Source organism: Phascolarctobacterium faecium (assembly GCF_003945365.1).
Lineage (GTDB): Bacteria > Bacillota > Negativicutes > Acidaminococcales > Acidaminococcaceae > Phascolarctobacterium > Phascolarctobacterium faecium.
The window spans coordinates 1584001-1606178 of sequence record NZ_AP019004.1; the positions used below are offsets into that span (position 1 = coordinate 1584001).

General features: G+C 47.8%; 20 protein-coding genes. 18 read left to right on the top strand and 2 right to left on the bottom strand.

Annotated elements, in window-relative coordinates; genetic code table 11:
- The first annotated feature begins 60 nt into the window (after positions 1 to 60).
- The 17 genes from metK (at position 61) to PFJ30894_RS07880 (ending at position 18204) form a co-directional block, all read left to right on the top strand.
- Positions 61 to 1239, top strand: a complete 1179-nt coding sequence (gene metK / locus PFJ30894_RS07800; RefSeq protein ID WP_113077018.1) for a methionine adenosyltransferase — start codon at positions 61 to 63, stop codon at positions 1237 to 1239.
- Positions 1240 to 1388: 149 nt separating this feature from the next.
- Positions 1389 to 3647 (top strand): replication restart helicase PriA, encoded by a 2259-nt coding sequence (priA, locus tag PFJ30894_RS07805; protein WP_113077017.1) that lies wholly within the window; start codon positions 1389 to 1391, stop codon positions 3645 to 3647.
- Between the two features lie 64 nt (positions 3648 to 3711).
- Positions 3712 to 4188 (top strand): peptide deformylase, encoded by a 477-nt coding sequence (gene def / locus PFJ30894_RS07810; protein WP_021718416.1) that lies wholly within the window; start codon positions 3712 to 3714, stop codon positions 4186 to 4188.
- A 23-nt stretch (positions 4189 to 4211) separates the two neighbouring features.
- On the top strand, positions 4212 to 5156 hold the full coding sequence (fmt, locus tag PFJ30894_RS07815; protein WP_113077016.1) for a methionyl-tRNA formyltransferase: 945 nt from the start codon (positions 4212 to 4214) through the stop codon (positions 5154 to 5156).
- Positions 5157 to 5159: 3 nt separating this feature from the next.
- Positions 5160 to 5951, top strand: a complete 792-nt coding sequence (locus tag PFJ30894_RS07820; protein WP_021718418.1) for a DUF116 domain-containing protein — start codon at positions 5160 to 5162, stop codon at positions 5949 to 5951.
- The gene (gene rsmB / locus PFJ30894_RS07825; RefSeq protein ID WP_227202256.1) at positions 5938 to 7305 is read left to right on the top strand and encodes a 16S rRNA (cytosine(967)-C(5))-methyltransferase RsmB; all 1368 of its coding nucleotides are present in this window, start codon (positions 5938 to 5940) and stop codon (positions 7303 to 7305) included. The genes PFJ30894_RS07820 and rsmB overlap by 14 nt, the downstream gene beginning before the upstream one ends.
- 3 nt (positions 7306 to 7308) lie before the next feature.
- Complete coding sequence (gene rlmN, locus PFJ30894_RS07830; RefSeq protein ID WP_113077015.1) at positions 7309 to 8364, top strand: 23S rRNA (adenine(2503)-C(2))-methyltransferase RlmN; 1056 nt, start codon at positions 7309 to 7311, stop codon at positions 8362 to 8364.
- Positions 8365 to 8424: 60 nt separating this feature from the next.
- Positions 8425 to 9165 (top strand): Stp1/IreP family PP2C-type Ser/Thr phosphatase, encoded by a 741-nt coding sequence (locus PFJ30894_RS07835; RefSeq protein WP_125669503.1) that lies wholly within the window; start codon positions 8425 to 8427, stop codon positions 9163 to 9165.
- On the top strand, positions 9162 to 11108 hold the full coding sequence (pknB, locus tag PFJ30894_RS07840; protein WP_113077014.1) for a Stk1 family PASTA domain-containing Ser/Thr kinase: 1947 nt from the start codon (positions 9162 to 9164) through the stop codon (positions 11106 to 11108). Before PFJ30894_RS07835 ends, pknB begins: the two co-directional genes overlap by 4 nt.
- Positions 11105 to 11995 carry a ribosome small subunit-dependent GTPase A gene (rsgA, locus tag PFJ30894_RS07845; RefSeq protein WP_125669504.1) on the top strand — a complete coding sequence of 297 codons (891 nt, stop codon included), beginning with the start codon at positions 11105 to 11107 and terminating at the stop codon, positions 11993 to 11995. The genes pknB and rsgA overlap by 4 nt, the downstream gene beginning before the upstream one ends.
- Positions 11992 to 12636, top strand: coding sequence for a ribulose-phosphate 3-epimerase (gene rpe / locus PFJ30894_RS07850; RefSeq protein WP_125669505.1), 645 nt, complete (start codon positions 11992 to 11994; stop codon positions 12634 to 12636). Before rsgA ends, rpe begins: the two co-directional genes overlap by 4 nt.
- A 185-nt stretch (positions 12637 to 12821) precedes the next feature.
- Positions 12822 to 13025: a hypothetical protein gene (locus PFJ30894_RS07855; protein ID WP_125669506.1), complete on the top strand. Its 204-nt coding sequence runs from the start codon at positions 12822 to 12824 to the stop codon at positions 13023 to 13025.
- Between the two features lie 183 nt (positions 13026 to 13208).
- Complete coding sequence (locus PFJ30894_RS07860) at positions 13209 to 14651, top strand: non-oxidative hydroxyarylic acid decarboxylases subunit C (protein WP_021718425.1); 1443 nt, start codon at positions 13209 to 13211, stop codon at positions 14649 to 14651.
- 30 nt (positions 14652 to 14681) lie between these two features.
- Positions 14682 to 14888: a non-oxidative hydroxyarylic acid decarboxylases subunit D gene (locus tag PFJ30894_RS07865; RefSeq protein ID WP_021718426.1), complete on the top strand. Its 207-nt coding sequence runs from the start codon at positions 14682 to 14684 to the stop codon at positions 14886 to 14888.
- 86 nt (positions 14889 to 14974) lie between these two features.
- Positions 14975 to 15994 carry an AAA family ATPase gene (locus PFJ30894_RS07870; protein WP_125669507.1) on the top strand — a complete coding sequence of 340 codons (1020 nt, stop codon included), beginning with the start codon at positions 14975 to 14977 and terminating at the stop codon, positions 15992 to 15994.
- Between the two features lie 10 nt (positions 15995 to 16004).
- On the top strand, positions 16005 to 17552 hold the full coding sequence (locus tag PFJ30894_RS07875; protein ID WP_125669508.1) for a vWA domain-containing protein: 1548 nt from the start codon (positions 16005 to 16007) through the stop codon (positions 17550 to 17552).
- A 1-nt stretch (position 17553) separates the two neighbouring features.
- Positions 17554 to 18204, top strand: coding sequence for a hypothetical protein (locus PFJ30894_RS07880; RefSeq protein WP_125669509.1), 651 nt, complete (start codon positions 17554 to 17556; stop codon positions 18202 to 18204).
- A 33-nt stretch (positions 18205 to 18237) separates the two neighbouring features.
- Here PFJ30894_RS07880 and PFJ30894_RS07885 read toward each other — a convergent pair whose 3' ends face one another.
- Complete coding sequence (locus PFJ30894_RS07885; RefSeq protein WP_125669510.1) at positions 18238 to 19716, bottom strand: UbiD family decarboxylase; 1479 nt, start codon at positions 19714 to 19716, stop codon at positions 18238 to 18240.
- Between the two features lie 385 nt (positions 19717 to 20101).
- Here PFJ30894_RS07885 and PFJ30894_RS07890 point away from each other — a divergent pair, with 385 nt between their 5' ends.
- Positions 20102 to 21007: a LysR family transcriptional regulator gene (locus PFJ30894_RS07890; protein WP_125669511.1), complete on the top strand. Its 906-nt coding sequence runs from the start codon at positions 20102 to 20104 to the stop codon at positions 21005 to 21007.
- A 32-nt stretch (positions 21008 to 21039) separates the two neighbouring features.
- On the opposite strand, the gene PFJ30894_RS07895 is transcribed toward PFJ30894_RS07890, so the two are convergent.
- Complete coding sequence (locus tag PFJ30894_RS07895) at positions 21040 to 21939, bottom strand: LysR family transcriptional regulator (protein WP_021718432.1); 900 nt, start codon at positions 21937 to 21939, stop codon at positions 21040 to 21042.
- Between the last annotated feature and the right edge of the window lie 239 nt (positions 21940 to 22178).

The window sequence follows — 22178 nt, forward strand, 5'->3', positions numbered from 1 at the left end:
AGCGCTTTTTTAGTAAGCAGGCAGATTGATGATGTGTACTTTATCTAAAGGAGGCTAATTATGAGAAAATTATTTACTTCTGAGTCTGTAACAGAAGGACATCCGGATAAGATCGCCGATCAGATTTCTGATGCGGTTTTAGACGCTATCTTAGAACAGGACCCGATGGGACGTGTTGCGTGTGAAACTTTGGTGGCAACCGGTCAGATTCATGTTGTCGGTGAGATTTCCACAAACTGTTATGTGGATATTCCGAAAATCGCCCGTGAAACTGTAGTCAATATTGGCTATGACCGTGCTAAATATGGTTTTGACGGTAATACCTGCGGCGTGCTGATCTCTATCGACGAGCAGTCTGCCGATATCGCTTTAGGTGTTGATAAAGCACTGGAAGCTAAAGAAGGCAAAGCAGAGGAAACTGAGGTAGGCGCCGGCGACCAGGGTATGATGTTTGGTTACGCTACTAACGAAACCGAAGAATATATGCCGCTGCCTATCTGTCTGGCTCATAAGCTGGCCCGTCGGTTGTCGGAAGTTCGTAAAAACGGTACCTTACCGTATCTGCGTCCTGATGGCAAAACTCAGGTTACAGTTGAATACGACGACGGTAAGCCCGTACGTATCGACGCTATAGTAGTTTCTTCTCAGCATGCGCCTGAAATTCCGATGGAGCAGATCCGCGCTGATATTATGGAGCATGTTATTAAACCGATCGTACCTGCAGAAATGCTGGACGCTGATACCAAATACTATATCAATCCTACCGGCCGTTTTGTTATCGGCGGCCCGCAGGGTGACTCCGGTCTGACCGGACGTAAGATCATTGTCGATACCTACGGCGGTATGGCACGTCATGGCGGCGGAGCTTTCTCGGGTAAAGACCCCACAAAGGTAGACCGCAGCGCTGCTTACGCCGCACGTTACGTTGCTAAAAATATCGTTGCCGCCGGACTGGCTGGTAAATGTGAGATTCAGCTGGCTTATGCTATCGGCGTGGCACAGCCTGTATCTGTTTTGGTAGATACCTTTGGTACCGGTAAGATCGACGATGATAAGATCGCTGACCTGGTGCGCAAAAACTTCTCGCTGAGTCCGGCTGCGATCATCAAAGCTTTGGACCTGCGCCGTCCGATCTATAAACAAACGGCTGCTTACGGCCATATGGGACGTACTGATATTGATCTGCCGTGGGAGCGTACGGATAAAGCCGCTTCCTTGAAAGAACAGGCAGGCTTGTAATTTAAAATGTTGGTAAAGTCACAGCTTCTGCAGGAGCTGTGACTTTCTTTATCTTAGTATAAAAACTGTTGTCCGTAGGAAAAATAAAGGAATTTTCATTTAAATAGTAGAAGTATAATAAGTTAAAGTTTACAGTAATGGAGCATTACATGAAATATATAAATGTGGCAATCAACCTGCCTGTAAAAAACTTGTTCAAACAATTTACCTATGCCGTACCGCCGCAGCTGGACCACGTTGATGTGGGCTGGCGTGTTGTGGTGCCATTTGGGTATCAGACAGTAGAGGGGTTTGTGACATCGTTGGCCGCGGCTGCTCCGGCAGAATACGAATGTAAAGAAATTTTGGCGACACTGGATACGCGCCCCTGGTTTGATGCGGAAATGCTGGCAACGGCAAATTGGCTGTCCGAATATTATCTGTGTTCGCCGGCTGAGGCGATGCGGCTGTTTATTCCAGGTAAAACCAGCATCAAGCGGCAGGCTGTTTATAACGATGAAGGTAAGCTGATCGCTTATGATTACGAAAATAAACTGAAAATCAAGACCCGTATCTGCTTTGTTGTGACTAAGGCAGGACGTGAGGCTCTGGTAGCATATAATAAACGTCTGCGTGCACAGATGCATGCCTTGGAAGTGCTGGCAGAAGCCGAACGCCCTCTAAGCGGGGAGGAACTGGCGTCAGTGCAGGTGAGTGCTGCGACACTGCGTATCTTATGTGAGAAAGGCTGGAGCGAACGTAGTGAGCAACGTGTTTTGCGCAACAGCTATGCCAACAGGACGGAGCTGAAGGAAAGTCTGCATTTGACAGACGAGCAGCGTCAGGCTGTTGAGGCTATCGGCAGTGCTATTACAGAGCCGCATCAGGAAACTTTTTTGTTGCAGGGCATAACCGGCAGCGGTAAGACAGAGGTTTATCTGCGGGCGGCAGCTCAGGCAATGGAAGCAGGCAAGCAGGTTCTGCTGCTGGTACCAGAGATAGCATTGACGGCACAGATCGTTAAACGTTTTCAGGCCTGGTTCGGCGATGAAGTTGCGGTTGCCCACAGCAAACTGTCACAGAATGAACGTGCCGATGTGTGGTATAAAATGCGTACTAACAGTGCCAAGCTGCTGATCGGTGTACGCTCAGCTGTTTTTGCTCCCTTCAGCGATCTGGGCCTGATAATTATTGATGAAGAACATGAGAGCAGTTACAAGCAGGACGAGCGGCCCAATTATCATGCGCGGACAGTAGCCCTGAAAAGGGCGCAGCTGAGCGGTATTCCGGTAGTTTTGGGAAGTGCGACACCTGATTTGGAAAGTTTTTATAAAGCGCGCCAGGGAACATATACACATCTGCGTTTGCTGCAGCGTGCCAACGGCAGTATGCTGCCGCATGTTGAAATTGCCGATATGAGGCTGGAATTGCAGCGGGGGAATAAATCTGTGCTCTCGGCGGCGCTGAACGATGCATTGCTGCAGACGGCGGTACAGGGAGAGCAGGCTATAGTACTGCTGAACAGGCGTGGTTTTTCAACCTTTGTGATGTGTCGTGACTGCGGTGAAAGTATTGTATGCCCGCATTGTGCTGTTGCGCTGGTTTATCATAGTGCCGGTGAAGCAATGCGCTGCCATTACTGCGGGAATACCGCCCCGATCCCGGACGAATGTCCTAACTGTCATAGTCGCAGAATCAGATTTTTTGGTACTGGCACCCAGAAAGCAGAAGCAGAAATTGCCGAACTGCCGGAAATCAGGATTTTGCGGATGGATCAGGATTCGACTGTCAAAAAATTCGCGCATGAGGATATTCTTAAATCTTTCAGCAGCGGTGAATATAATGTGCTTTTAGGTACGCAGATGGTAGCAAAAGGACATGATATACCTAACGTAACACTGGTGGGTATCCTTTCGGCAGATTCGACGCTGAATCTGCCCGATTTCAGAGCTTCGGAACGAACCTTTGCTCTGCTGACACAGGCTGCAGGCAGAGCCGGGCGCGGTGACAGGGCCGGCCATGTGGTCCTGCAGACTTATGACCCGGATAATCCAGTTATCAAGCTGGCGGCGACGCAGGATTACGACACTTTTGCCGCCAGCGAACTGGAAATCAGGCAGGAGCTTGGATATCCGCCTTATACCGAAATTTTGAAAATTACGGTATTGGATAAGGAAGAAGTGCGCGGCAGCAGTCTGGCCCAGCGGATCGTTAATTTTCTGCAGACGCTGCAGCTGGAACATCCTGAACAGGAACTGTTGGTATTGGGGCCGTTCCCTGCTATCGTTGCCAAGGTACGTGACCTGTACCGCATGAACATTCTTGTAAAATGTCCGCAGATGGAGCCGGTCAAGCGTGCTTTGTGGAATTCTGAATTTAAAGAATGCCGAAATGTCTTTTTTGACGTCGACCCTGTCAGCGTAGTTTAGAAATTGCCTGCAGTTTGAATTTTATGGTATAATATAAGGTACGAAAAATTAAGGAGGTCCGACCGTGGCTAAATTAGATATCATTGTTGCCGGTAACCCAGTGCTGCGGTTAAAGGCAAAAGAAGTAGAACGTATAGATAAAAAAACAGTCCGTTTGCTGAACGATATGGCGGAAACCATGTACGCGGCAGACGGCGTAGGCCTGGCAGCGCCTCAGGTAGGTGTTTCCAGACGAATAGTAGTTATCGACGTTGGCGAAGGCCTGATCGAGCTTATCAATCCGGTTATCACCAAAAGGGAAGGTTCCGTTGTCGGCGGCGAAGGCTGTCTGTCGGTGCCTAATTTTGAAGGCGAAGTAGAACGCGCCGAATATATTGAATGTGAGTTTTTTGACCGTAAAGGCAAACGTATGAAGCTTGCCAGCGACGGCATTCTGGCGATCGCTGTACAGCACGAGCTGGATCATTTGGACGGTATCCTGTTTATTGATAAAGCTACCGTATTGACACCTAAAGAAACAGTGCCTGTCGGCATAGAATAGGCGGCAAGCTAAAGGAGATCAAAATGAGAATTGTATTTATGGGTACACCAGATTTTGCCGTAGGAACTTTACAGGCTTTGGTGGAATCAGGTAAGCACGAAATCGCTGCCGTTGTTACGCAGCCCGACCGTCCTAAAGGGCGCGGGCAGAAAATGCTGATGACGCCTGTTAAAGAATACGCTTTATCGCAGGGTTTACCTGTGTATCAGCCGGCGAAGGTCAAAACACCTGAGGTTATTGCCCAGCTGCGTGAGTTGCGGCCAGAGATCATCGTCGTTGCCGCTTTTGGGCAGCTGCTCAATCAGGAGCTTTTGGCATTGCCGCCTTTAGGATGCGTCAATGTACACGCTTCGCTGCTGCCGAAATATCGCGGTGCGGCACCGATCCATTATGCGATTTTGCAGGGCGAAAAAGAATCCGGCGTAACGATCATGCAGATGGATATCGGCATGGATACTGGCGATATTCTCAGTAAAGTTATCGTTCCTATAGGCAGTGAAATGACGATGGGAGAGCTGCATGACGAATTGAAGGTCAAAGGGGCTGAGCTTCTGGTGCGAACGTTAGACGAGCTTGCCTCAGGTGCGGCAAAGCCTGAAAAACAAAATGAGACTGAAGCAACCTATGCCAAGCTGCTGGACCGGGCAATGGAAAAAATCGACTGGAATAATCCGGCCGCTAAAATACACGATTTGGTGCGGGGATTTAATCCGGCTCCCGGCGCATTTACCAGATTGCCGGACGGCAAAAACCTGAAAATATGGAAAACAGTTCCGGCAGAGGGGCAGACGGCACCAGCAGGGACAGTTACGGCTGTAACGAAAAAAGGTTTTATAGTTGCCTGCGGCAGCGGTGCCTTGGAAGTGCTGGAAGTGCAGCCGGAATCGAAAAAACGTATGGAAGCCAAAGTTTTCTGCAATGGCCGCGGTGTAGAGCCCGGCACTGTATTAGGTAATATCGAGGGGTAAGTAATGATTGAACTTGAAAATGTTTTTAAGCCTAAAAAGAGGGTCTTTGTTTCACTGACTCTGGCCAGCGCCGTTATTGGCGCGATGGTCATTTATATGGCCTGGCGCGTAGCTCTGCCTGGTTTGGAACAAATCAACGCCAAGCTGCCTGTGGTGTTCGGCGGCATCGGTATCGCTATTGCTTTAGCATTGCTGGCCGGTGTTGCCGGTATCGTACTGGCTATCTTAGGTGTGCCCATCATGAAGATCTTTTACTTCTGGGCCTGGAAGGCTGTGAATATCTTATTCCCCTTCGCCGTTGTTTTAGGCAGAATTTTTGATATCCCGCGCAGTAAGATAGAGCAGTCTTTTATCGAAGTCAGTAATCATTTGGTCAAGCAGCATCGCGTCAAAGTTCCTGCCGACCGCATTATGATCCTGACCCCGCACTGTATCCAGCTGGATACCTGCGTACATAAGATCACCCGTAATATCGAAAACTGCCGTCAATGCGGTGGCTGCAGCGTTGGCGATATGCTGGGGCTGGCCCATAAATACGGTATCCACATGGCAGTAGCCACAGGCGGAACTTTGGCCCGGCAAATGGTCAAACAGATCAGACCGAAAGCTATTGTGGCTGTGGCCTGTGAACGTGATCTGACCAGCGGTATCCAGGACGTGTTCCCGCTGCCGGTAGTCGGCGTGCTCAATGAACGTCCCTTCGGGCCCTGCTTCAATACCCGCGTCGATATCAAACGTGTGGAGGCCGCAGTATTAGACTTTTTAGAAGTTGAGGAAAAGCATGGCGAACATTAAAGAACAAGCCGCTGCTGTGAACATGCTGCCAAATGCCCGCTTAACAGCGGCTCAGGTGATCAACAGCGTTTTCAAAGATGGGGCTTACGCCAATATAGCGCTCGGCAAGGCGCTAAGCAAACAAAATCATAGCGAACAGGACAGAAGGTTCGTTACCGAGCTGGTTTACGGCACGGTGAAGGCCAAAGGCACTATAGACTGGCTGCTGCAGCAGCTGGTATCACGTCCTCTTGGCAAAATCGAACCGATGATTTTAAATATATTACGGCTGGGTGTTTTCCAAATTTATTTTTTGGAACGCATACCGGCCTCTGCTGCTTGTAACGAGTCCGTTAATTTGGCGAAGAAGTTCGGGCATGAAGGCATCGTAAAATTTGTGAACGGCGTGCTGCGCGGAGCGGTGCGCAGTAAGGAAAGTATCGTTTATCCGGATGCAGGAAAAGATCCCAGGCAGTATTTAGCACTTAAAGAATTTCATCCGGACTGGCTGGTAAAACGTTGGCTCAAACAATTCGGTTTTGAAGGGGCGCAGGCTTTGTGCCGCTTTGATAACGAGCCACCGCCTCTGACACTGCGTGTAAACACTTTGGTGATTGACCGCAAAACACTTCTGGCGAGTCTGCAGGAGGATGGCTTTGAGGCCGAACCTTCCAAATGGTGCGAAGATGGTATCGTCTGTACCAAGATCCCGGCGCTCAGTGTTTTGTTCAGTAAATACAACGATATGTTTTATGTGCAGGACGAAAGCTCGATGCTGGTAGCGCCGGTTTTAGCACCTCAGCCCGGGCAGACAGTTATCGACGTTTGCAGTGCGCCGGGCGGTAAAACGACCCATTTAGCGCAGCTGATGCAAAACAAAGGCGTTATCTACGCTACTGATATCCACGAGCATAAAATCAAGCTGATCGAAGAAAACAGCAGGCGGCTGGGCATTACAATCATTGAGCCGTCGCTGCAGGATGCGGCAGAGTTTAAGCCTGAGTGGGCGTCAATGGCAGACTGCGTGCTGGTAGACGCTCCATGTTCGGGGCTGGGCGTACTGCGCCGTCGTGCCGAAGCACGCTGGAAGAAAAATAAGCTTGATCTGAAAACTTTCCCGCCGCTGCAGCGCGATATTCTGCGCAATGCTGCCCGTTATGTCAAACCTGGCGGCAGGCTGGTCTATAGTACCTGCACTTTAGAGCAGGCCGAAAATCATTACATTCCCGCTGAATTTTTAGAAAATAATCCCAACTGGCAGTATGCCGGTTTTCAGCACCCGCTGACAGGTGAAACAGTGGACGAATTGCAGCTGCTGCCGCAGCACGATGGTACCGATGGTTTCTATATCTGCGCTTTGGTGCGTAAGGAGTAGGCTGTGAAAAAAGAGCTTTTTGGCTTATCTTTAATTGAATTACAGGAACTTTTGGTGGCTGCCGGATTGAAGAAATTCCGCGCGGCTCAGGTTTATCAATGGTTATACCAAAAATCCGTAACTGCTTTTGATCAGATGCGCAATCTTTCCAAAGCGGATATCGCTATCTTAGAAGCAAACTTTACGCTCCTGCCGCAGCAGCTTAAAATCCTGCGCGAGCAGGTATCGCAGGACGATCTGACCCGCAAGGTGCTGCTCGAATTTCCGGACGGCAATTCGGTCGAGACCGTACTGATGCGCCATGATTATGGTTACAGCGTCTGCGTATCCAGCCAGGTCGGCTGCGATATGGGGTGTGCTTTCTGTGCCAGCGGCCTCAGCGGCTGCATTCGTAATCTGACCGCCGCTGAAATTTTAGCACAGGTTTATATTTTTAACAGTATGCTGGTCGGAGAAGGTAAGCAGGTCAGTCGTATTGTCGTTATGGGCAGCGGCGAACCGATGCTTAATTTTGACGCCGTTATCGGCGCACTGCAGTTCCTGCATCGGGAAAATACGCTGTATATGAGTTACCGGAACATGACGATTTCTACCTGCGGTATTATCCCAGGTATCGAAAAGCTGACGCAGCTGGGACTGCCGATCAATCTGGCAATTTCGCTGCACGCAGCCGAGCCTGAGCTCAGAACCGAGCTGATGCCGGTCAACAAAGGTTTTCCTTTTCAGGACGTCATCCAGGCTGCCGAAGCTTATGTCGGTTATACCGGCAGGCAGGTGACTTATGAATATATTCTGATTGCCGGCAAAAATGACAGCCCTGTAGCAGCCGAGCTGCTGGCTAATCATTTGCGGTTCAAACATGCCAGCGTCAATTTGATTCCGGCCAATCCAGTGCCAGAAAAAGGCTTTGAACGCCCATCAAAAAAAGTGGTTGAAGCATTTTTAAAGGTACTGCAGAAACATAAAATCAATGCCACCGTCCGCAGGGAAATGGGCAAAGACATCGATGCCGCCTGTGGACAGCTGCGCGCCAGGTTTGCCCAAGAGCAGCAGGACTGAAAGCAGCGGCGTTATCAGTGACAAAAACAGACATAAGCTATAAAGTTAGGAGGTTCGTCAATGTTCGTTATCAGTAAAACCCATGTGGGCATGGTAAGAACTGTCAACGAAGACGCTTTGTTGACAACAGGATCTGAGCTTTTTGCGCTGGCTGACGGTATGGGCGGCTATGCAGCCGGAGAAACCGCCAGCAGGGAAGCCTTACAGGTTTTGCAGCAGGAAGCGGAAAAATTTAAGGAGCTTACTGGCACCGAGTTATGCACCGCCATGCGTGAAACAGTGCAGCAGGCTAATAAGCATATCAGGCAGATGGCTCAAAGTGAAGTACAGTATCATGATATGGGCACGACGCTCGTGGCAGTATATCTGGCGGCAGACGGTAAAGCTTATGCGGTCAACGTAGGTGACAGCAGACTTTATACATGGAGTGCCGGCACTTTACAGCAGGTCACCCGCGATCATTCTTACGTCGCAGAGTTATTGGCCAACGGCGAAATCACTGAACAGGAGGCTTTTAAGCATCCACAGAAAAATATCATTCTGCGCGCTGTTGGAGCTGAAGACGAGCTGGAAGTAGATTGCTTTACTCTGGAGCTGACAGCAGATACCAAGCTGCTTTTATGCAGTGACGGTTTAAGTGATATGGTGGATGACAGACAGATCAGCGAGATTCTGCAGGCACATCAGACGGCCGAAGCTGCTGAAGTGCTGCTGGAAGCTGCCTTAGACAACGGTGGCAGAGATAATATTTCGCTGATCCTGATAGACTTGACCCCGACCGAGGAGGATAACAGATCATGACAGATATGGTAGGAAAAATTTTACATAACCGTTATAAGATCCTGCGTCCTGTCGGCGTCGGTGGTATGGCGGAGGTTTACCTGGCACAGGATATGCTGCTGGACCGGGAAGTCGCCGTAAAAATACTGCGCGCTCAGTTCAATAACGATAAAAGCCTGCTCGAACAGTTCCGCCGCGAGGCTCAGTCCGCCGCAAGGCTGATCCACCCTTCAATTGTCAATATTTTTGACGTTTGCGAAGAAAACAGTTTGTATTTTATCGTTATGGAATACGTAGATGGTAGAACATTGAAAAGTATTTTAGAGGAGCAGGGCCCGCTCAAACCTTTCTGGGCCGTGCATATTGCCTGTGAGCTGGCTGCCGCTTTGCAGCATGCCCATAACCGCAATATTATTCACTGCGACATCAAACCGCATAATGTCCTTATCAATAAAAGCATGACACCTAAAATCGCCGATTTCGGTATCGCGCGTATGGTCACCAGTCAGACGATGGTCTATACATCGTCTGTGATAGGTTCGGTGCATTATCTGTCGCCAGAACAGGCTGGAGGCTGTCCCGTAACGGCTCAGTCCGACATCTATTCACTGGGCATCGTTTTGTATGAAATGCTGACGGGACACGTGCCTTTTGACGGCAAAACTGCCGTTGCTGTGGCGATGATGCACCTCGAAAAAACGCCGCCGCCGCTGAAAAGCTATGATCCAGACCTGCCTGATTCGCTGCAGGAAGTAATTGACAAAGCGCTTGCCAAAGACCCGGCCGACCGCTATGCGACCGCCGAAGAAATGTGGCAAGACCTTTATAATATCAAAACTAAAATGCTGCAGGAAAGCGTTGAAGAAGATTATGCCGAAATGCTGGGTATTACGGCGATCTCGAAAAACGAGCTGGCCGAGCCTACCGGAAAAATTTACGACTGGGCCAATGATAATGAGGAAGGCGCTCCTGAAGAAACCATTATCATGAAGCCGGCCTTCAACAAAAGTACTGACGAGATAGTGCAGGAAGCTGCCGCTATCAACAGGCGGGAACGCCGGAACAAATACATCAAGCTGTTTGCACTGGTCGCTATCTTATCCGCTGTCTTTTTAATGGTCGGTAACGTGTTCAGCCGCAAAACAGTTGATGTGCCTAACGTAGTTGGTAAATCGGTAGTGGAAGCGCAGAAAACCCTGGAAAAATCGGGCTTTACTGTAAAACTGGACGAAGAATATGACGAGAAGGTGACTCCGGGCTACGTTATCAAACAAGAACCGGAAGGCATCAGTAAGCGTAAGGAAGGCAGCGAGATCACTTTGGTAGTAAGCAAAGGCCTGGAAATGCTGGAAATGCCTGATTTGATTGGAAGAAAGCTGGACAATGCCAAAAAGTTTTTAAGTGACCTGGGTTACGAAACTGGTGTTGTAACTTATAAATTTGTGGCAGGCAAACCGGCCGATTCTGTTTTGGAACAGGCCCCAAAGGCTAAAAACAAGACACCGAAGGGATCGAAGGTAGATCTGGTTGTATGCCGCGATCCCAAAGACCTGTCGATGCCGGACGTAATGGGCAGCAGCTTGAATGATGCTAAAAAAGCCCTGACCGAGTTAGGTATCATGGATATTACCGTACGTTATGTTGAAAGCGGCAGCAGTGAGGGCAGCATAGTAGGTATGGAACCGCCTGCAGGCTCTAAGTTTGCCGCCGACGGTAAAGTTGTATTGCAGGTATCATCCGGCAGTCATCCGCAAAGCGTCAATAAATATGCCGAATTCGTCGTGCCCCAGGGCAGCGGTACCCAGGATGTGCAGATCATCCTGATCGATGCCAACGGACAGCGAACTGTTTATCAGGGCGCGCAGAAAGCCGGCGTACGTATACGCCAAAAAGTGGAAGTTACCGGCAGCGGCAAAGTGCAGTTCTTCTGTAACAATAAAATGGTCGAGGAGAAAAATCTGTGAGTATCGGCCAGGGAAGAATCATCAAAACCTATAACGGTTATTACTATGTCGACAGCGGTACCGACGAGCTTGTCACCTGCAAGGTCAAAGGCAAGCTTAAGCAGATCAGGTTTTCACTCTGCACTGGCGACATAGTTGAATTTGAAACCAATCATAACGGCGAAAGTATGATTACCAGGATTCTGCCGCGGCGCAATTTTATGCTGCGGCCGACTATCGCCAACGTCGATCTGATCATCGTCGCATTTGCCTGTATCAACCCCGATTTCAGCTACCTGCTGGCCGATAAGCTGCTGGTACTGGCAGAGCAGGCTGGTATCCCGGCCGTTATCTGCCTTAATAAAATCGACTTGGCACCGGCGGGGCTGGTGGCCGAGATCGAAGCTGTTTATAAACGGGCGGGCTACGAGGTCTATGCGATCTCTGCGCAGCAGGGAATCAATGTTGGCAAGCTGAAAGATCGGCTGTACGGTAAAATAACTGTATTTGCCGGACCTTCCGGCGTGGGCAAGTCATCGACTCTCAACGCTATCGAACCCGGTATGCAGCTGGTGACAGGCAGTGTCAGCGAAAAAATAGGGCGGGGCAAACACACCACGCGCTTTGCACACCTGCTGCCTTTTGCCGGCGGTTATCTGGCAGACACTCCCGGTTTTGGCAATTTGAATTTAGAAGAACTGGACGATAAAAAACTGGCTGCATGTTTCCGCGAATTTGCAGGCTTTGAAGATGGATGTAAATTTACGCCCTGCACACATACGCACGAACCGATATGCGGCGTCAAAGATGCGCTGGCAGCCGGAGAGATAGCGCAGTCGCGTTACGAATCGTACCTGACTATTTTAGAAGAAATAAAATCCAAAAAGGAAAAGGACGGAAGAAAATGATCAAAGTAGCGCCTTCAATCTTATCTGCCGATTTTGCTTATCTGGCAGACGAAATCAAAAAAATCGAAACTGCCGGAGCCGACTGGGTGCATATCGACGTGATGGACGGTGCCTTTGTACCGAACCTGACCTTTGGCGCGCCGGTCGTTAAAAATATCCGTAAGGTCACTGATCTCTTTTTTGACTGTCACCTGATGGTCAACAATCCCGAGCAATATATCGACGATTTTGCCGATGCCGGCGCGGATATGGTAGTAGTACACGCCGAAGCTACCAAACATCTGCACCGCTGTGTGCAATACATCAAAAACAAAGGTATGCAGGCCGGCGTGGCTATGAATCCGGCTTCGCCACTATGCCTGGTGGAAGAGATTCTACCGGATGTGGATATGGTGCTTTTGATGAGCGTCAACCCCGGTTTTGGCGGTCAAAGCTTCATTGAAACCACAGTACCAAAAATCGCCCGGCTGCGGAAGATGATCAACGATGCAGGACTAAACATAGAAATACAGGTAGACGGCGGCATCAACGATAAAACCTCCAAACTGGTACGTGAAGCAGGTGCGACTGTACTGGTTGCAGGTTCGTATGTTTATGGCGCTGCTGATACCAAAGCGGCGATTGCCAGTTTAAAAGCATAATTAAAAAGCTAAGAACAAAAACACTGCAAATTTTGCAGTGTTTTTGTTTTTAGTAAAGTTTTTCTTCCTTTAAAGCAGGAAAAACTGTTTCTGTAAAATAAAATACCCCTAAAGCAGGTTAGAAACCTTACTTTAAGGGTATTAGCTGTTGCCTATAACATATTTTAAGGACGACAAACCTTACAGTGAGCCATACCCATGTACTTATTGCAGGCTTGGCGTATGAATACGAATTTGGAGGCGAAGCAAAAACAACGGTCAAAGGTCTGAGCACGCCGGCACTCAGTATCAAAGGCAGCAGCGGTATGTTGGAGCTGGGTTATATCATTCAAAATAAAGATGTGAACGTGCCTGCTGTCTACATTGGCTTGCAGGGCTGGCACGGGTAAAAAGCGGCATGAACAGCTGCTTGTTGCCTATTCCTAAACTGAATGACAGCGATGGTTTTTTGGAAATTCCGAAAACGCATATCCTTGCGAACTAACTGAATTGCTATTAGGAGCAGTCAGTTCTAGTATATAGACAAGGGGTAAACCTTACCAAGTGAAACGATGACAAAGGAGGTCAAAAACATGGCAAAAGTTTACAAAGATTTGAGAGAGTTTTTAAAAACATTAGAAGAAGAGGGGCAGCTGATCCGCGTTAAAGATGAGGTCGATCCGGAACCTGATATTGGCGCTGCCGGACGTGCCTGCGCTAATATGGATAAAAAACCGGCTGTTTTGTTTGAGAAGGTGAAAGGTTATAAATATTCTGTTGTAACCAACGTTCACGGTTCCTGGGCTAATCATGCTTTGATGATGGGAATGCCTAAAGACACTCCTGTAAAGGAACAATTCCATGAATTGAACCGCCGCTGGGACAAATTCCCGGTACCGCCAGTAATTCTTCCACGTGAAAAAGCAATGTGTAAGGAAAATACCATCAGCGAAAATATCAATTTATTTGATGTTTTGCCTCTTTACAGAATCAATGATCAGGACGGTGGTTTCTTCCTGTCTAAAGCAGCCGTTGTTACCGGCGATCCGGCTGAACCTGATAATCTGGATAAGCAGAATGTCGGTATTTACCGTATCCAGGTCAAAGATATCGACCGTATCGGCATCCAGGCTTTGCCTTTTCATGATATCGCCATCCAGCTTGCTAAGGCAGAAGAAGTCAACGAGCCTTTACCAGTAGCTATCGCTCTGGGCAATACTCCGCTTGTAAGCTTTATGGCAAGCACTCCTGTTAATTACGACCAGAATGAATATGAATTCGTCGGCGCCTTGCAGGATGGTGTTCCTACTGAAATTACTAAAGCTGATACTGCTGAGCATTTGTATGTTCCTGCTCATGCTGAAGTTATTCTGGAAGGCTACATTATGCCGCGCGTTCGTACCTGCGAAGGCCCGTTCGGCGAGTTCCCTGGCTCTTATTCCGGCGCCAGGAATCAGTGCGAGATCAAGATAACTCATATCACACATCGTACCAATCCGATATTTGAAAACTTGTATCTTGGTATGCCCTGGACTGAGATCGATTACCTGATGGCTCTTAATACCAGTGTTCCTCTGTACAAACAGCTGAAAGCTACTATGCCTGAAGTGCAGGCAGTCAATGCTATGTATACTCATGGTATCGGCGTTATCATTTCTACGAAGGTCCGTTACGGCGGCTTCGGTAAGGGTGTTGCTTTCCGTCTGCTGTCTACTCCGCATGGTATGCCTTATTCCAAGGTCATTATCGTTGTCGACGAGTTTGTCGATCCGTTTAATCTGGAGCAGGTTATGTGGGCGCTTACTACCCGCGTCAAACCCAGTAAGGATGTTGCGATCATCCCGAATTGTGCCGGTATGCCGCTTGATCCGTCTTCGGTACCGGCAGGTATGCATGACAAGCTGATCATCGATGCGACTACTCCGGTCGCTCCGGAACCGAATCCGCGTTCTGTTGAATTGTTGAAACCGTCTCCGGCTACCCCGAAATGGGAAGCTATTTTCAGAGACTTTATGGCTGCACAAAAAAATCAATGATAATTTGAGGTATAAAGGAGGCAGATTTTTATGAAATGTCCGCGTTGTGATGCTGATACAGTAAGAGTTATGACTAAATCCCCGGTTGGCGATGTTTGGGAAGTTTATGTCTGCGATACCTGCAGTTATTCCTGGCGTTCTACCGAAGAAATCCATGTACATGATGTATTTAAACTAAAACCGGAAGATATTCCTAATTTACAGCAAATTCCGCCGGTTCCACCTTTAAAGAAATAAATGGCTGCTTGGGGCTTGGACAAGTCCTTGATTGGCGGGGGAGTTAGCTCCCCCGCTTTTTTTATATAATTGCGGGGTGAAAAATTATGGCAGAGCTGAAAACACAGCTTGATCTGCAGCAGATACCAAAAATAGTAGGCGAGGATGGGACGCAGCTTTTGGAACGCTGCTACGCGGTGCTTGAGCATACCAGGTGGCCGCTTTATATCGTGGGACCTTCGGGCAGCGGCAAAAGTATTATCGCGATGAACCTGGCCAGGCAGTATGCGCTGGCTAAAAATGTGCCAGCCTATTATGTGCAGCTGAGTCCAGAACAGACGAAAACAAGCCTGATTTTGGGACTGAGGCTGGAAAACGGCAGTCTGGCAGTTAAGAACGGAGTTGTGGCAGATTGTATGGAGCGTGGCGGCATTATCATCGTCGATGAGGCGACACATTCGGTACAGGAGATTTTGCTGATGTTCAACAGTATACTGGACCGGACTTCGGTAACGGCGATCGGCGATAAGATGATTTATGCACACGAGGATTTTCGGATCGTGTTCTGCTCGAATGACAGCAGATATTCCGGCAACGTTAAGCTGCCGCAGAGCTTTGCTCAGCGTCTGGTTTCATTTTATTTCGATTATCCGACGGCGGAAGATGAGTTTTTGATAGTTGAACAGATAGTAGCGGAGGAGTGCCGTGCCAACGATGTTGTACCGGTAAGCCTAAAGCGTTATATTATTGAGTTGATGCGCGAGGTACGCAGCAATACTTATCCACTGTCGGTACGCAATGCGGCTATTGCCGTAGTTCTGTGCAATTTGGAGCTTTTGCGGCGCCCAGAGTGGCGGCAGACGATGATAGATTCTTATTTTTATGATAATCGGAATGTTGAAAGCATCAAGAGGTATCTGGCAAAAAGGGTGTTGGGCTGTGAGGCGGCAAGCGTTACTGATTTGACAGACAGGCGGATCATGGAGCTGGAGCAGGCCTTGAGCGCGATCGGAATCGTAACTTTTAAAGAGATCATTTTGCAGAGCTTTATGTATTATCTAGATGTAGACCTGGGTTTTTATGATTTGCAGATGGTGAAGGAGAAGCTTGAGTCTTCAATTATTTAAGGTGGCTGTTATGGAAAATTTTGCGGTATTATGCCCGGAACTGGCTTTTAAAATAGAATATTATGCTGATGCGGCTGCATATCAAGGCTCTGTTGGCACAGAGTGCGGACAGCTGTGCTGCTGTACTGGAAGTCGTGAGGACGGGTATGTGCTGGCTGTCAACTGCGAATGGTTGCTGGAGGCATGGCAGCATTCAGCTTTGCATGGGCTACTGTCGTCAGAAAGTTTTACTGATGCGTTTGTTGTAAGTGAACTGAGTGTTTTGCGGTATGAAAAGACGGCGTTGTTTACGGGGGCGGAGGGGTACAGGCACTTGGAGCGACTTAAGAAGGATATTTTATACCGATGCATCTATAGAAGTCTGTTTAGGACGTTCTGTGAGTATAAGCTGGCGCGTGAGCTGCCTGAGTTTGGCAAGCTGCTGACACTACTGAATATGACGACACAGGATGTGGAGTTGGAGCAGCTTGTGAAGTATTTGCCTCAGCGTGGTCAGCTGGAAGCTTTACAGGTGTTTTTGAAGTACGGTATCATCGAGCCGCAGGGGGACAGTAGTTTTTATGATTTTATGGTACCTCTGGCCTTGACTGCGGTACGGACGGAGCTGCAGAATTTGATCGTGGTGACGGATTTGCTGACAGAATGGCTGCAGGGATTGCGGATGACGTCAGAAATCACACCTGTGTGGGAGCAGAAAGCTGCTGCGGCAGGAACTGCCGGTTCTATGTCGATGCTGAAGGTGCTCAGCGAAGAAGAATTATGCGAGATTGTACGGAAAGAGCATATCCGTGAACTGAAAGCAAAAATGCAGAATGCCGCATCACAGACAGGTAAGCTGGCAGGCGTAGGGCGTATGGTAAGCAGGTCGGGCGACACTTCACAGTTCTTTTTGGATACAGTACGGAAATACAGGCGCGAGATCGGCGAGCTGGAATATATTTTTAAGCAGAGCTTTACGTCGATGAAGATCATTGGTGCTTATGACGGCGACGTTAACCTGAAAAAGCAGCAGGAAGCGTATCTGGCCTCTAAAACAGCGGAGGAAAGCAGGGTTTATCAGTATTACTTGCGGCGTAAGGTATCGGTAGATATTATGATCATACGCGATGTTTCGGGCAGTATGTACCGATTTGAACGTGAATATGCAGAAGCGCTGATCGAGATTTTGGCGGCAGTTAATAATTTTGACGGTATCAGAACACTGGTAATAGATTTTGAGGGCGGGGCCAAAGTACGTAAAAGTTTTATTGATAAAGCCGAGCAGACTTCGATCGTACCGTTGTCTGGAGGGGGGACTAATCTGCTGCCGGCGGTGCGGTTGCTGCAGGAACAGGTGCTGAAGGGGAAGCGGAGATTGTTGTTTCTATTATCGGATGGAGAGATCAACGACCGTGAGCAGGCCGAAAGGGAGTTGAACGATTATTGCCGCAGGAATCAGATTGAGATGGTGAAGATAACTTTTGACGAAGAGGATAAATATGGCTATGAGCATACGACAATCATAAATCTGCACAGGTTTCTTGCCCGCAGGATTATCGAAAAGGGGGTGACATACTGATATGGAAGGTTTGTTGAAGTGCCCGCATGGCCTGGTTACAGGCTGCGAGGAGCGGCAGGGGTTGAAAATCTATCGACATCTGCAGGACGGTGAGGCGTGTGGATTGCTGAATGGGTTACAGTTGACGCCGGAGGAAATTTTGCTGGAAATGGGGCAGACTTTTGTGAGCAGCGGCAATTTCACAGCTTTAGCACCATATGTGCGTGGTGGTGAACTTGCTGAGGGATATGTACCGCCGCAGGCCGGCACAGCGCTGAACGAATTTCTTTTGTTTTTTCACGCCAGTGCAGCGGTACGGAGTTTGATTTATGAAACAGTACTGACGGCTGCCGTAAGCGGCGACGATATTACTTTTAAGGAGCTGCTGGAGCTGGCGCTGTTTGCTTTGTGTTATGCTCGTTTTCAGGAGGAGACTAGGACGTATAAACGGAAAGTAAAAGAGTTGCTGCCATATTTTGGCGCCGGTTTGTTGGACGTTTTAGCAGCGTTAAAAATAGACTATTCGCGGCAATCGGCTGTCAGCTGTTTTTATGAGGAGTATTTCTTCCAGTTGAAGTATGAATTTTGGGACAGGGAAGTAAGTCCGGAGAGACACAAACAGTGGCAGGCAGTGAAGCTACTGGCATTAGGTATACAAAAGAAAAATACCTGAAGCATAAATGCTTCAGGTATTTTTCTTTTACTATTATTTTTTGAATAATTCAGGAACCCATTTGGCTGGATCGACTTCTTTAAATTTGCTGCGCTGGAAGTGCTCTTTAAGCCCGAAAGGTACGGTGCAGTCAAAAATAGTTTTGCAGGATATACCTACATCGCGGATCGAAGGCGAAAATTCGGGGGATTGGGAAGGATCGAGCGGATGGCAGCGAACGCCTGGGATAGTGATAACGTCGACATCGCCCTGGAAACGGGTATTCAAAGCCCACAGTACGTCGTCGGTATCAAACAGATCAACATCGTCGTCGACCAGGATAACGTGTTTCAGTTCCGAGAAAGCAGAGAAGGCTAGCAGAGCAGCCTGTCTTTGACGGCCTTCATCAGGCGGAGCTTTTTTGACGAATTGGATAACGGCCATATATTTGCCGCCGCCGGAGCAGTGGGCATACACGTTTTTGACATTGCCTGGCAGTGCTTTTTCCGTCATGCCGAGGATAGATGCTTCAGTCGGTATACCTGCCATATTGACGTGTTCTTCGGAAGGACCGATGCAGGATTGCATGATAGGGTCGCGGCGGTGGGTAACAGCTTTGACTTTGATCAGCGGGATTGCTGGTTTCATAGCGCCGGTATAGCCCGGAAATTCCGGCATTGCTTTACCGGTATTGCTGTTTTGGTCTTCGCGGACGCGGACATCAGGCAGCAGTTCGCCTTCGATAACATATTCTGCACGGGCGATAGCCTTTTCGTTGATAGTTTTGCACTGTACCATTTGCACGCCTTCGCCCCGTATACTGCCGGCTATGCTCAATTCATTGAAGCCGAGTGGAGTTGTAGGTGGTTCGAAGCAGGCGGCGATCTCGATGGCCGGGTCAACGCCGATACTGATGGAGATCGGCATCGGTTTGCCGGCTTTTTCGTATTTTTGACGGAATACGTCTAAGTGACGGCCTGGAACGAAATACATGGATATTTCGTCTTTGCCCTGCAGGCAGAGGCGGTGGATAGTAATATCGGTATCGCCGGTTTCAGGATCGGTGCCGTAGCAAAGCCCCATGGTTACATATGGACCGGCGTCTTCTTCAGTATTGGTAGGGGCGGGGATCAGCTTGCGGATATCAAAGCCCTCTTCGGTTGCCAGATGCACTACTTCCTGACAGGGTGCCTGGTCAGCACTTACAACTACCGGAGCGATCGGGGTGGATACGGAGTCTTTTAAAAGAAAGCCCAGCTTTTCGGGGTCACATCCCAGCAGGTGTCCGACACGGGCACGGCTTGAAAGTACGCCGATAGCGACTTTAGCGCCGGGATGGCCTTTAACATTATTGAAGATCATGGCAGGTCCTAAGCGAGTCGGGCGTTTAACGGTGCCTTTGGCACCAACATAGCGGTAAATACCGGAGATCTCGGCACGTGGATCGGCCTCGACGTTGGTTTCCACCAACTGTCCGGGGATGGTACGCAGATAGTCGAGTGCGGAACGTAAATCATTGATTTTAGTAGTCATAATAAAGCCTCCTTAAATATACTGTACTGTGAATGGGAAGCTGCTGCCTGCAAGAAAGTAGAATCATTTTTGCGGAGACTGTTTTTTGCAATATCTAACAGTTTTCAGCTGACCGGTTTCAGAGCTGCACCAACTGACACCGGTGTTCAAGCAGCATTTCCTCTTAGGAACATCATAATACGAGTGGGAGTTTGAAGGCTATTCTAAATAGCAAAGCTGTTTTGACATATTGGAAAGATATAACCAATAGTTTGCATTAATAAACTTTTAATTCTATAAAGGCAAGACGTTATGCTCTATTGGAATACGAAAAAGCCTGCTTTTACCGTATAATCGTAGTAGATAAGCAGCTTCAGGCTGGGCAGAGTGAAAGCAGGTGAGAGAAATGAATTTTAATCAGTTGAGATATTTTGTCGCTATTGTCAAGCATGGCAGTTTTTGGTCGGCAGCACTGGAAGAATACATTTCTCAGTCTTCGCTGTCCAAGCAGATCAAAGCTTTGGAAACCGAGCTTGGGGTAGTGTTGTTTAACAGGACTGGTAATAAGATTACTCTGACGGAAGCAGGCCAGTGTTTTTATGATTATGCGCTGCAGCTGCTGGAGACAAAAAACGAAATGCACCAGGAGCTGATGGCTTTTGAAGATACGCCGATCGAAGAAGTGAAATTCGCTTCGATTCCAATCGTCAGTTCCTATAAGATATCAACGCTGCTTTCTGAGTTTCAGAAAGTCAATAAAAATCGCAGGCAGGTCGTTAATTATAATATTCTGGAAGAAGAACAGAAAGACGTACTGATGCTTTTAAAAAACGATAAGGTGGATTTTGCTTTTGTGCGCGACGGTTTTGACCAGCTGCCCGAATATGAGCATCGGCTGTTTATGACAGACGAGATCGGCCTGATTTGTTCGCAGGAAAGTGAGCTGGCACAGCTACAGGAATTTGATTTTTCGATGCTGCGGGATGAAAAAATCATTCTGATTTCTCCTAAATCGGAAATTTACCGGATTTTAATGGAAAAGCTGCGTAAAGTGAACAAGGAATGTAATGTGGCGGCAACGATGACACGGCATAGGAATGTGTTTTCGATGGTGGCCAATAATGTTGGTATTACTTTTTTTACAAAACGGATGCTGGAGGAAGGACACAGCATTGAAGGGCTGAAATATGTCCCTCTGGCGATGCCGATCTACAGTAATGTTTACATCGTTAAACGTAAGGAAAAAACTTTGAATGCGACGACAGAAAAATTTTGGAAGTTCCTTTGCGGTAAATATCAGGAATATCAGTAATAAAAAACCACTGCTGAGCAGTGGTTTTTTATTTATTGCATTTGAAAATATTTTTGCCAATAGATCCAAAAATCCTTGGTAATTTTATTGAGGCGGCGTTTTTTGAGTTTTATCAGCGCCACATCGCTTGTGAGTTCTTCAACTAGAGGAACGGTACAGAGATGAGGGAAAAGTGTCAGGTCAACGAGACTGAGCGGCAGTAGCGAAATATTTGGCGCCGTCTGCAGGATCTCCATAAGGATCTTGTGCCTTGTTGTCAGACATTTTGTTTTTTTCTCGATGCCGTGGCGTTCAAATGCTTTCATAACGATCGTATAAATGACCGATGAGGTATCTAAAAGTGAAAGTGGGTATTTTATCAGGTCATTCAGGGAAACAGCTTCTTTTGTACTTAAAGGATGATTTTGATTGCAGACCAGAACAAAAATATCTTTCTTATATGGAATACAGTCAAAGACATCTACTTCATCAAGATAATCAGTACGTATCAGCGCAATGTCGATGGCTCCGTCAAACAGCTCTTTCATAACTTCCTGCTGGTTGGTCTCGTGCATATCGATAACGACGTTAACATCGGGTTTATAGTTGGTTGTAAATTGGGCTATCTGAGCGCTGATACCATAGGAGGATACTACAGGTATTGACCCAAAACGAATAGTATTGGACTTCTTGGTAGCAAATTCATCTAAATAAAGCAGCATATCGTTGTGTTGTTTGATGGTCATTTCAGCATATTTGGCAAATTCCGCACCTATTTCAGTCAGATAGACCTTGGAATGTTCGCGTTTGAAGAGATCGACACCCAGTTCTGTTTCCAGGGCTTTTATCTGTTTGGACATTGACGATTGGGAGATATACATATCATCGGCAGCATTTGAAAAGCTACCTGTTTTGACAATGGCCAGAAAGTATTTCAATTGATTAAGATTCATAAATTCAATCCGCCCTTCTGTGCAAATTAAAACACGATAGCAAATAGTAAAAAAATGAGATTTGTTTTAAAATCTTTACCTTCTTCATTTAAATTATATTCGATTTTGCTATATACACATATTCGAGAATGGAATACAAGCTTTCACCTTTGGAAATTCCTAACAAGAATGACGTGTTTATTTAACTGAATTGCCTTTTAGACGGGCTGGTTCTATGATGAAAAGCAAGAAAGAGAATT

Bases quoted from the DNA above. Each gene is read 5' to 3' on its own strand.
- metK (WP_113077018.1), top strand. From the start codon at position 61: ATGAGAAAATTATTTACTTCTGAGTCTGTAACAGAAGGACATCCGGAT.
- priA (WP_113077017.1), top strand. From the start codon at position 1,389: ATGAAATATATAAATGTGGCAATCAACCTGCCTGTAAAAAACTTGTTC.
- fmt (WP_113077016.1), top strand. From the start codon at position 4,212: ATGAGAATTGTATTTATGGGTACACCAGATTTTGCCGTAGGAACTTTA.
- PFJ30894_RS07820 (WP_021718418.1), top strand. From the start codon at position 5,160: ATGATTGAACTTGAAAATGTTTTTAAGCCTAAAAAGAGGGTCTTTGTT.
- rsmB (WP_227202256.1), top strand. From the start codon at position 5,938: ATGGCGAACATTAAAGAACAAGCCGCTGCTGTGAACATGCTGCCAAAT.
- PFJ30894_RS07835 (WP_125669503.1), top strand. From the start codon at position 8,425: ATGTTCGTTATCAGTAAAACCCATGTGGGCATGGTAAGAACTGTCAAC.
- pknB (WP_113077014.1), top strand. From the start codon at position 9,162: ATGACAGATATGGTAGGAAAAATTTTACATAACCGTTATAAGATCCTG.
- rpe (WP_125669505.1), top strand. From the start codon at position 11,992: ATGATCAAAGTAGCGCCTTCAATCTTATCTGCCGATTTTGCTTATCTG.
- PFJ30894_RS07860 (WP_021718425.1), top strand. From the start codon at position 13,209: ATGGCAAAAGTTTACAAAGATTTGAGAGAGTTTTTAAAAACATTAGAA.
- PFJ30894_RS07865 (WP_021718426.1), top strand. From the start codon at position 14,682: ATGAAATGTCCGCGTTGTGATGCTGATACAGTAAGAGTTATGACTAAA.
- PFJ30894_RS07870 (WP_125669507.1), top strand. From the start codon at position 14,975: ATGGCAGAGCTGAAAACACAGCTTGATCTGCAGCAGATACCAAAAATA.
- PFJ30894_RS07875 (WP_125669508.1), top strand. From the start codon at position 16,005: ATGGAAAATTTTGCGGTATTATGCCCGGAACTGGCTTTTAAAATAGAA.
- PFJ30894_RS07880 (WP_125669509.1), top strand. From the start codon at position 17,554: ATGGAAGGTTTGTTGAAGTGCCCGCATGGCCTGGTTACAGGCTGCGAG.
- PFJ30894_RS07885 (WP_125669510.1), bottom strand. From the start codon at position 19,716: ATGACTACTAAAATCAATGATTTACGTTCCGCACTCGACTATCTGCGT.
- PFJ30894_RS07890 (WP_125669511.1), top strand. From the start codon at position 20,102: ATGAATTTTAATCAGTTGAGATATTTTGTCGCTATTGTCAAGCATGGC.
- PFJ30894_RS07895 (WP_021718432.1), bottom strand. From the start codon at position 21,939: ATGAATCTTAATCAATTGAAATACTTTCTGGCCATTGTCAAAACAGGT.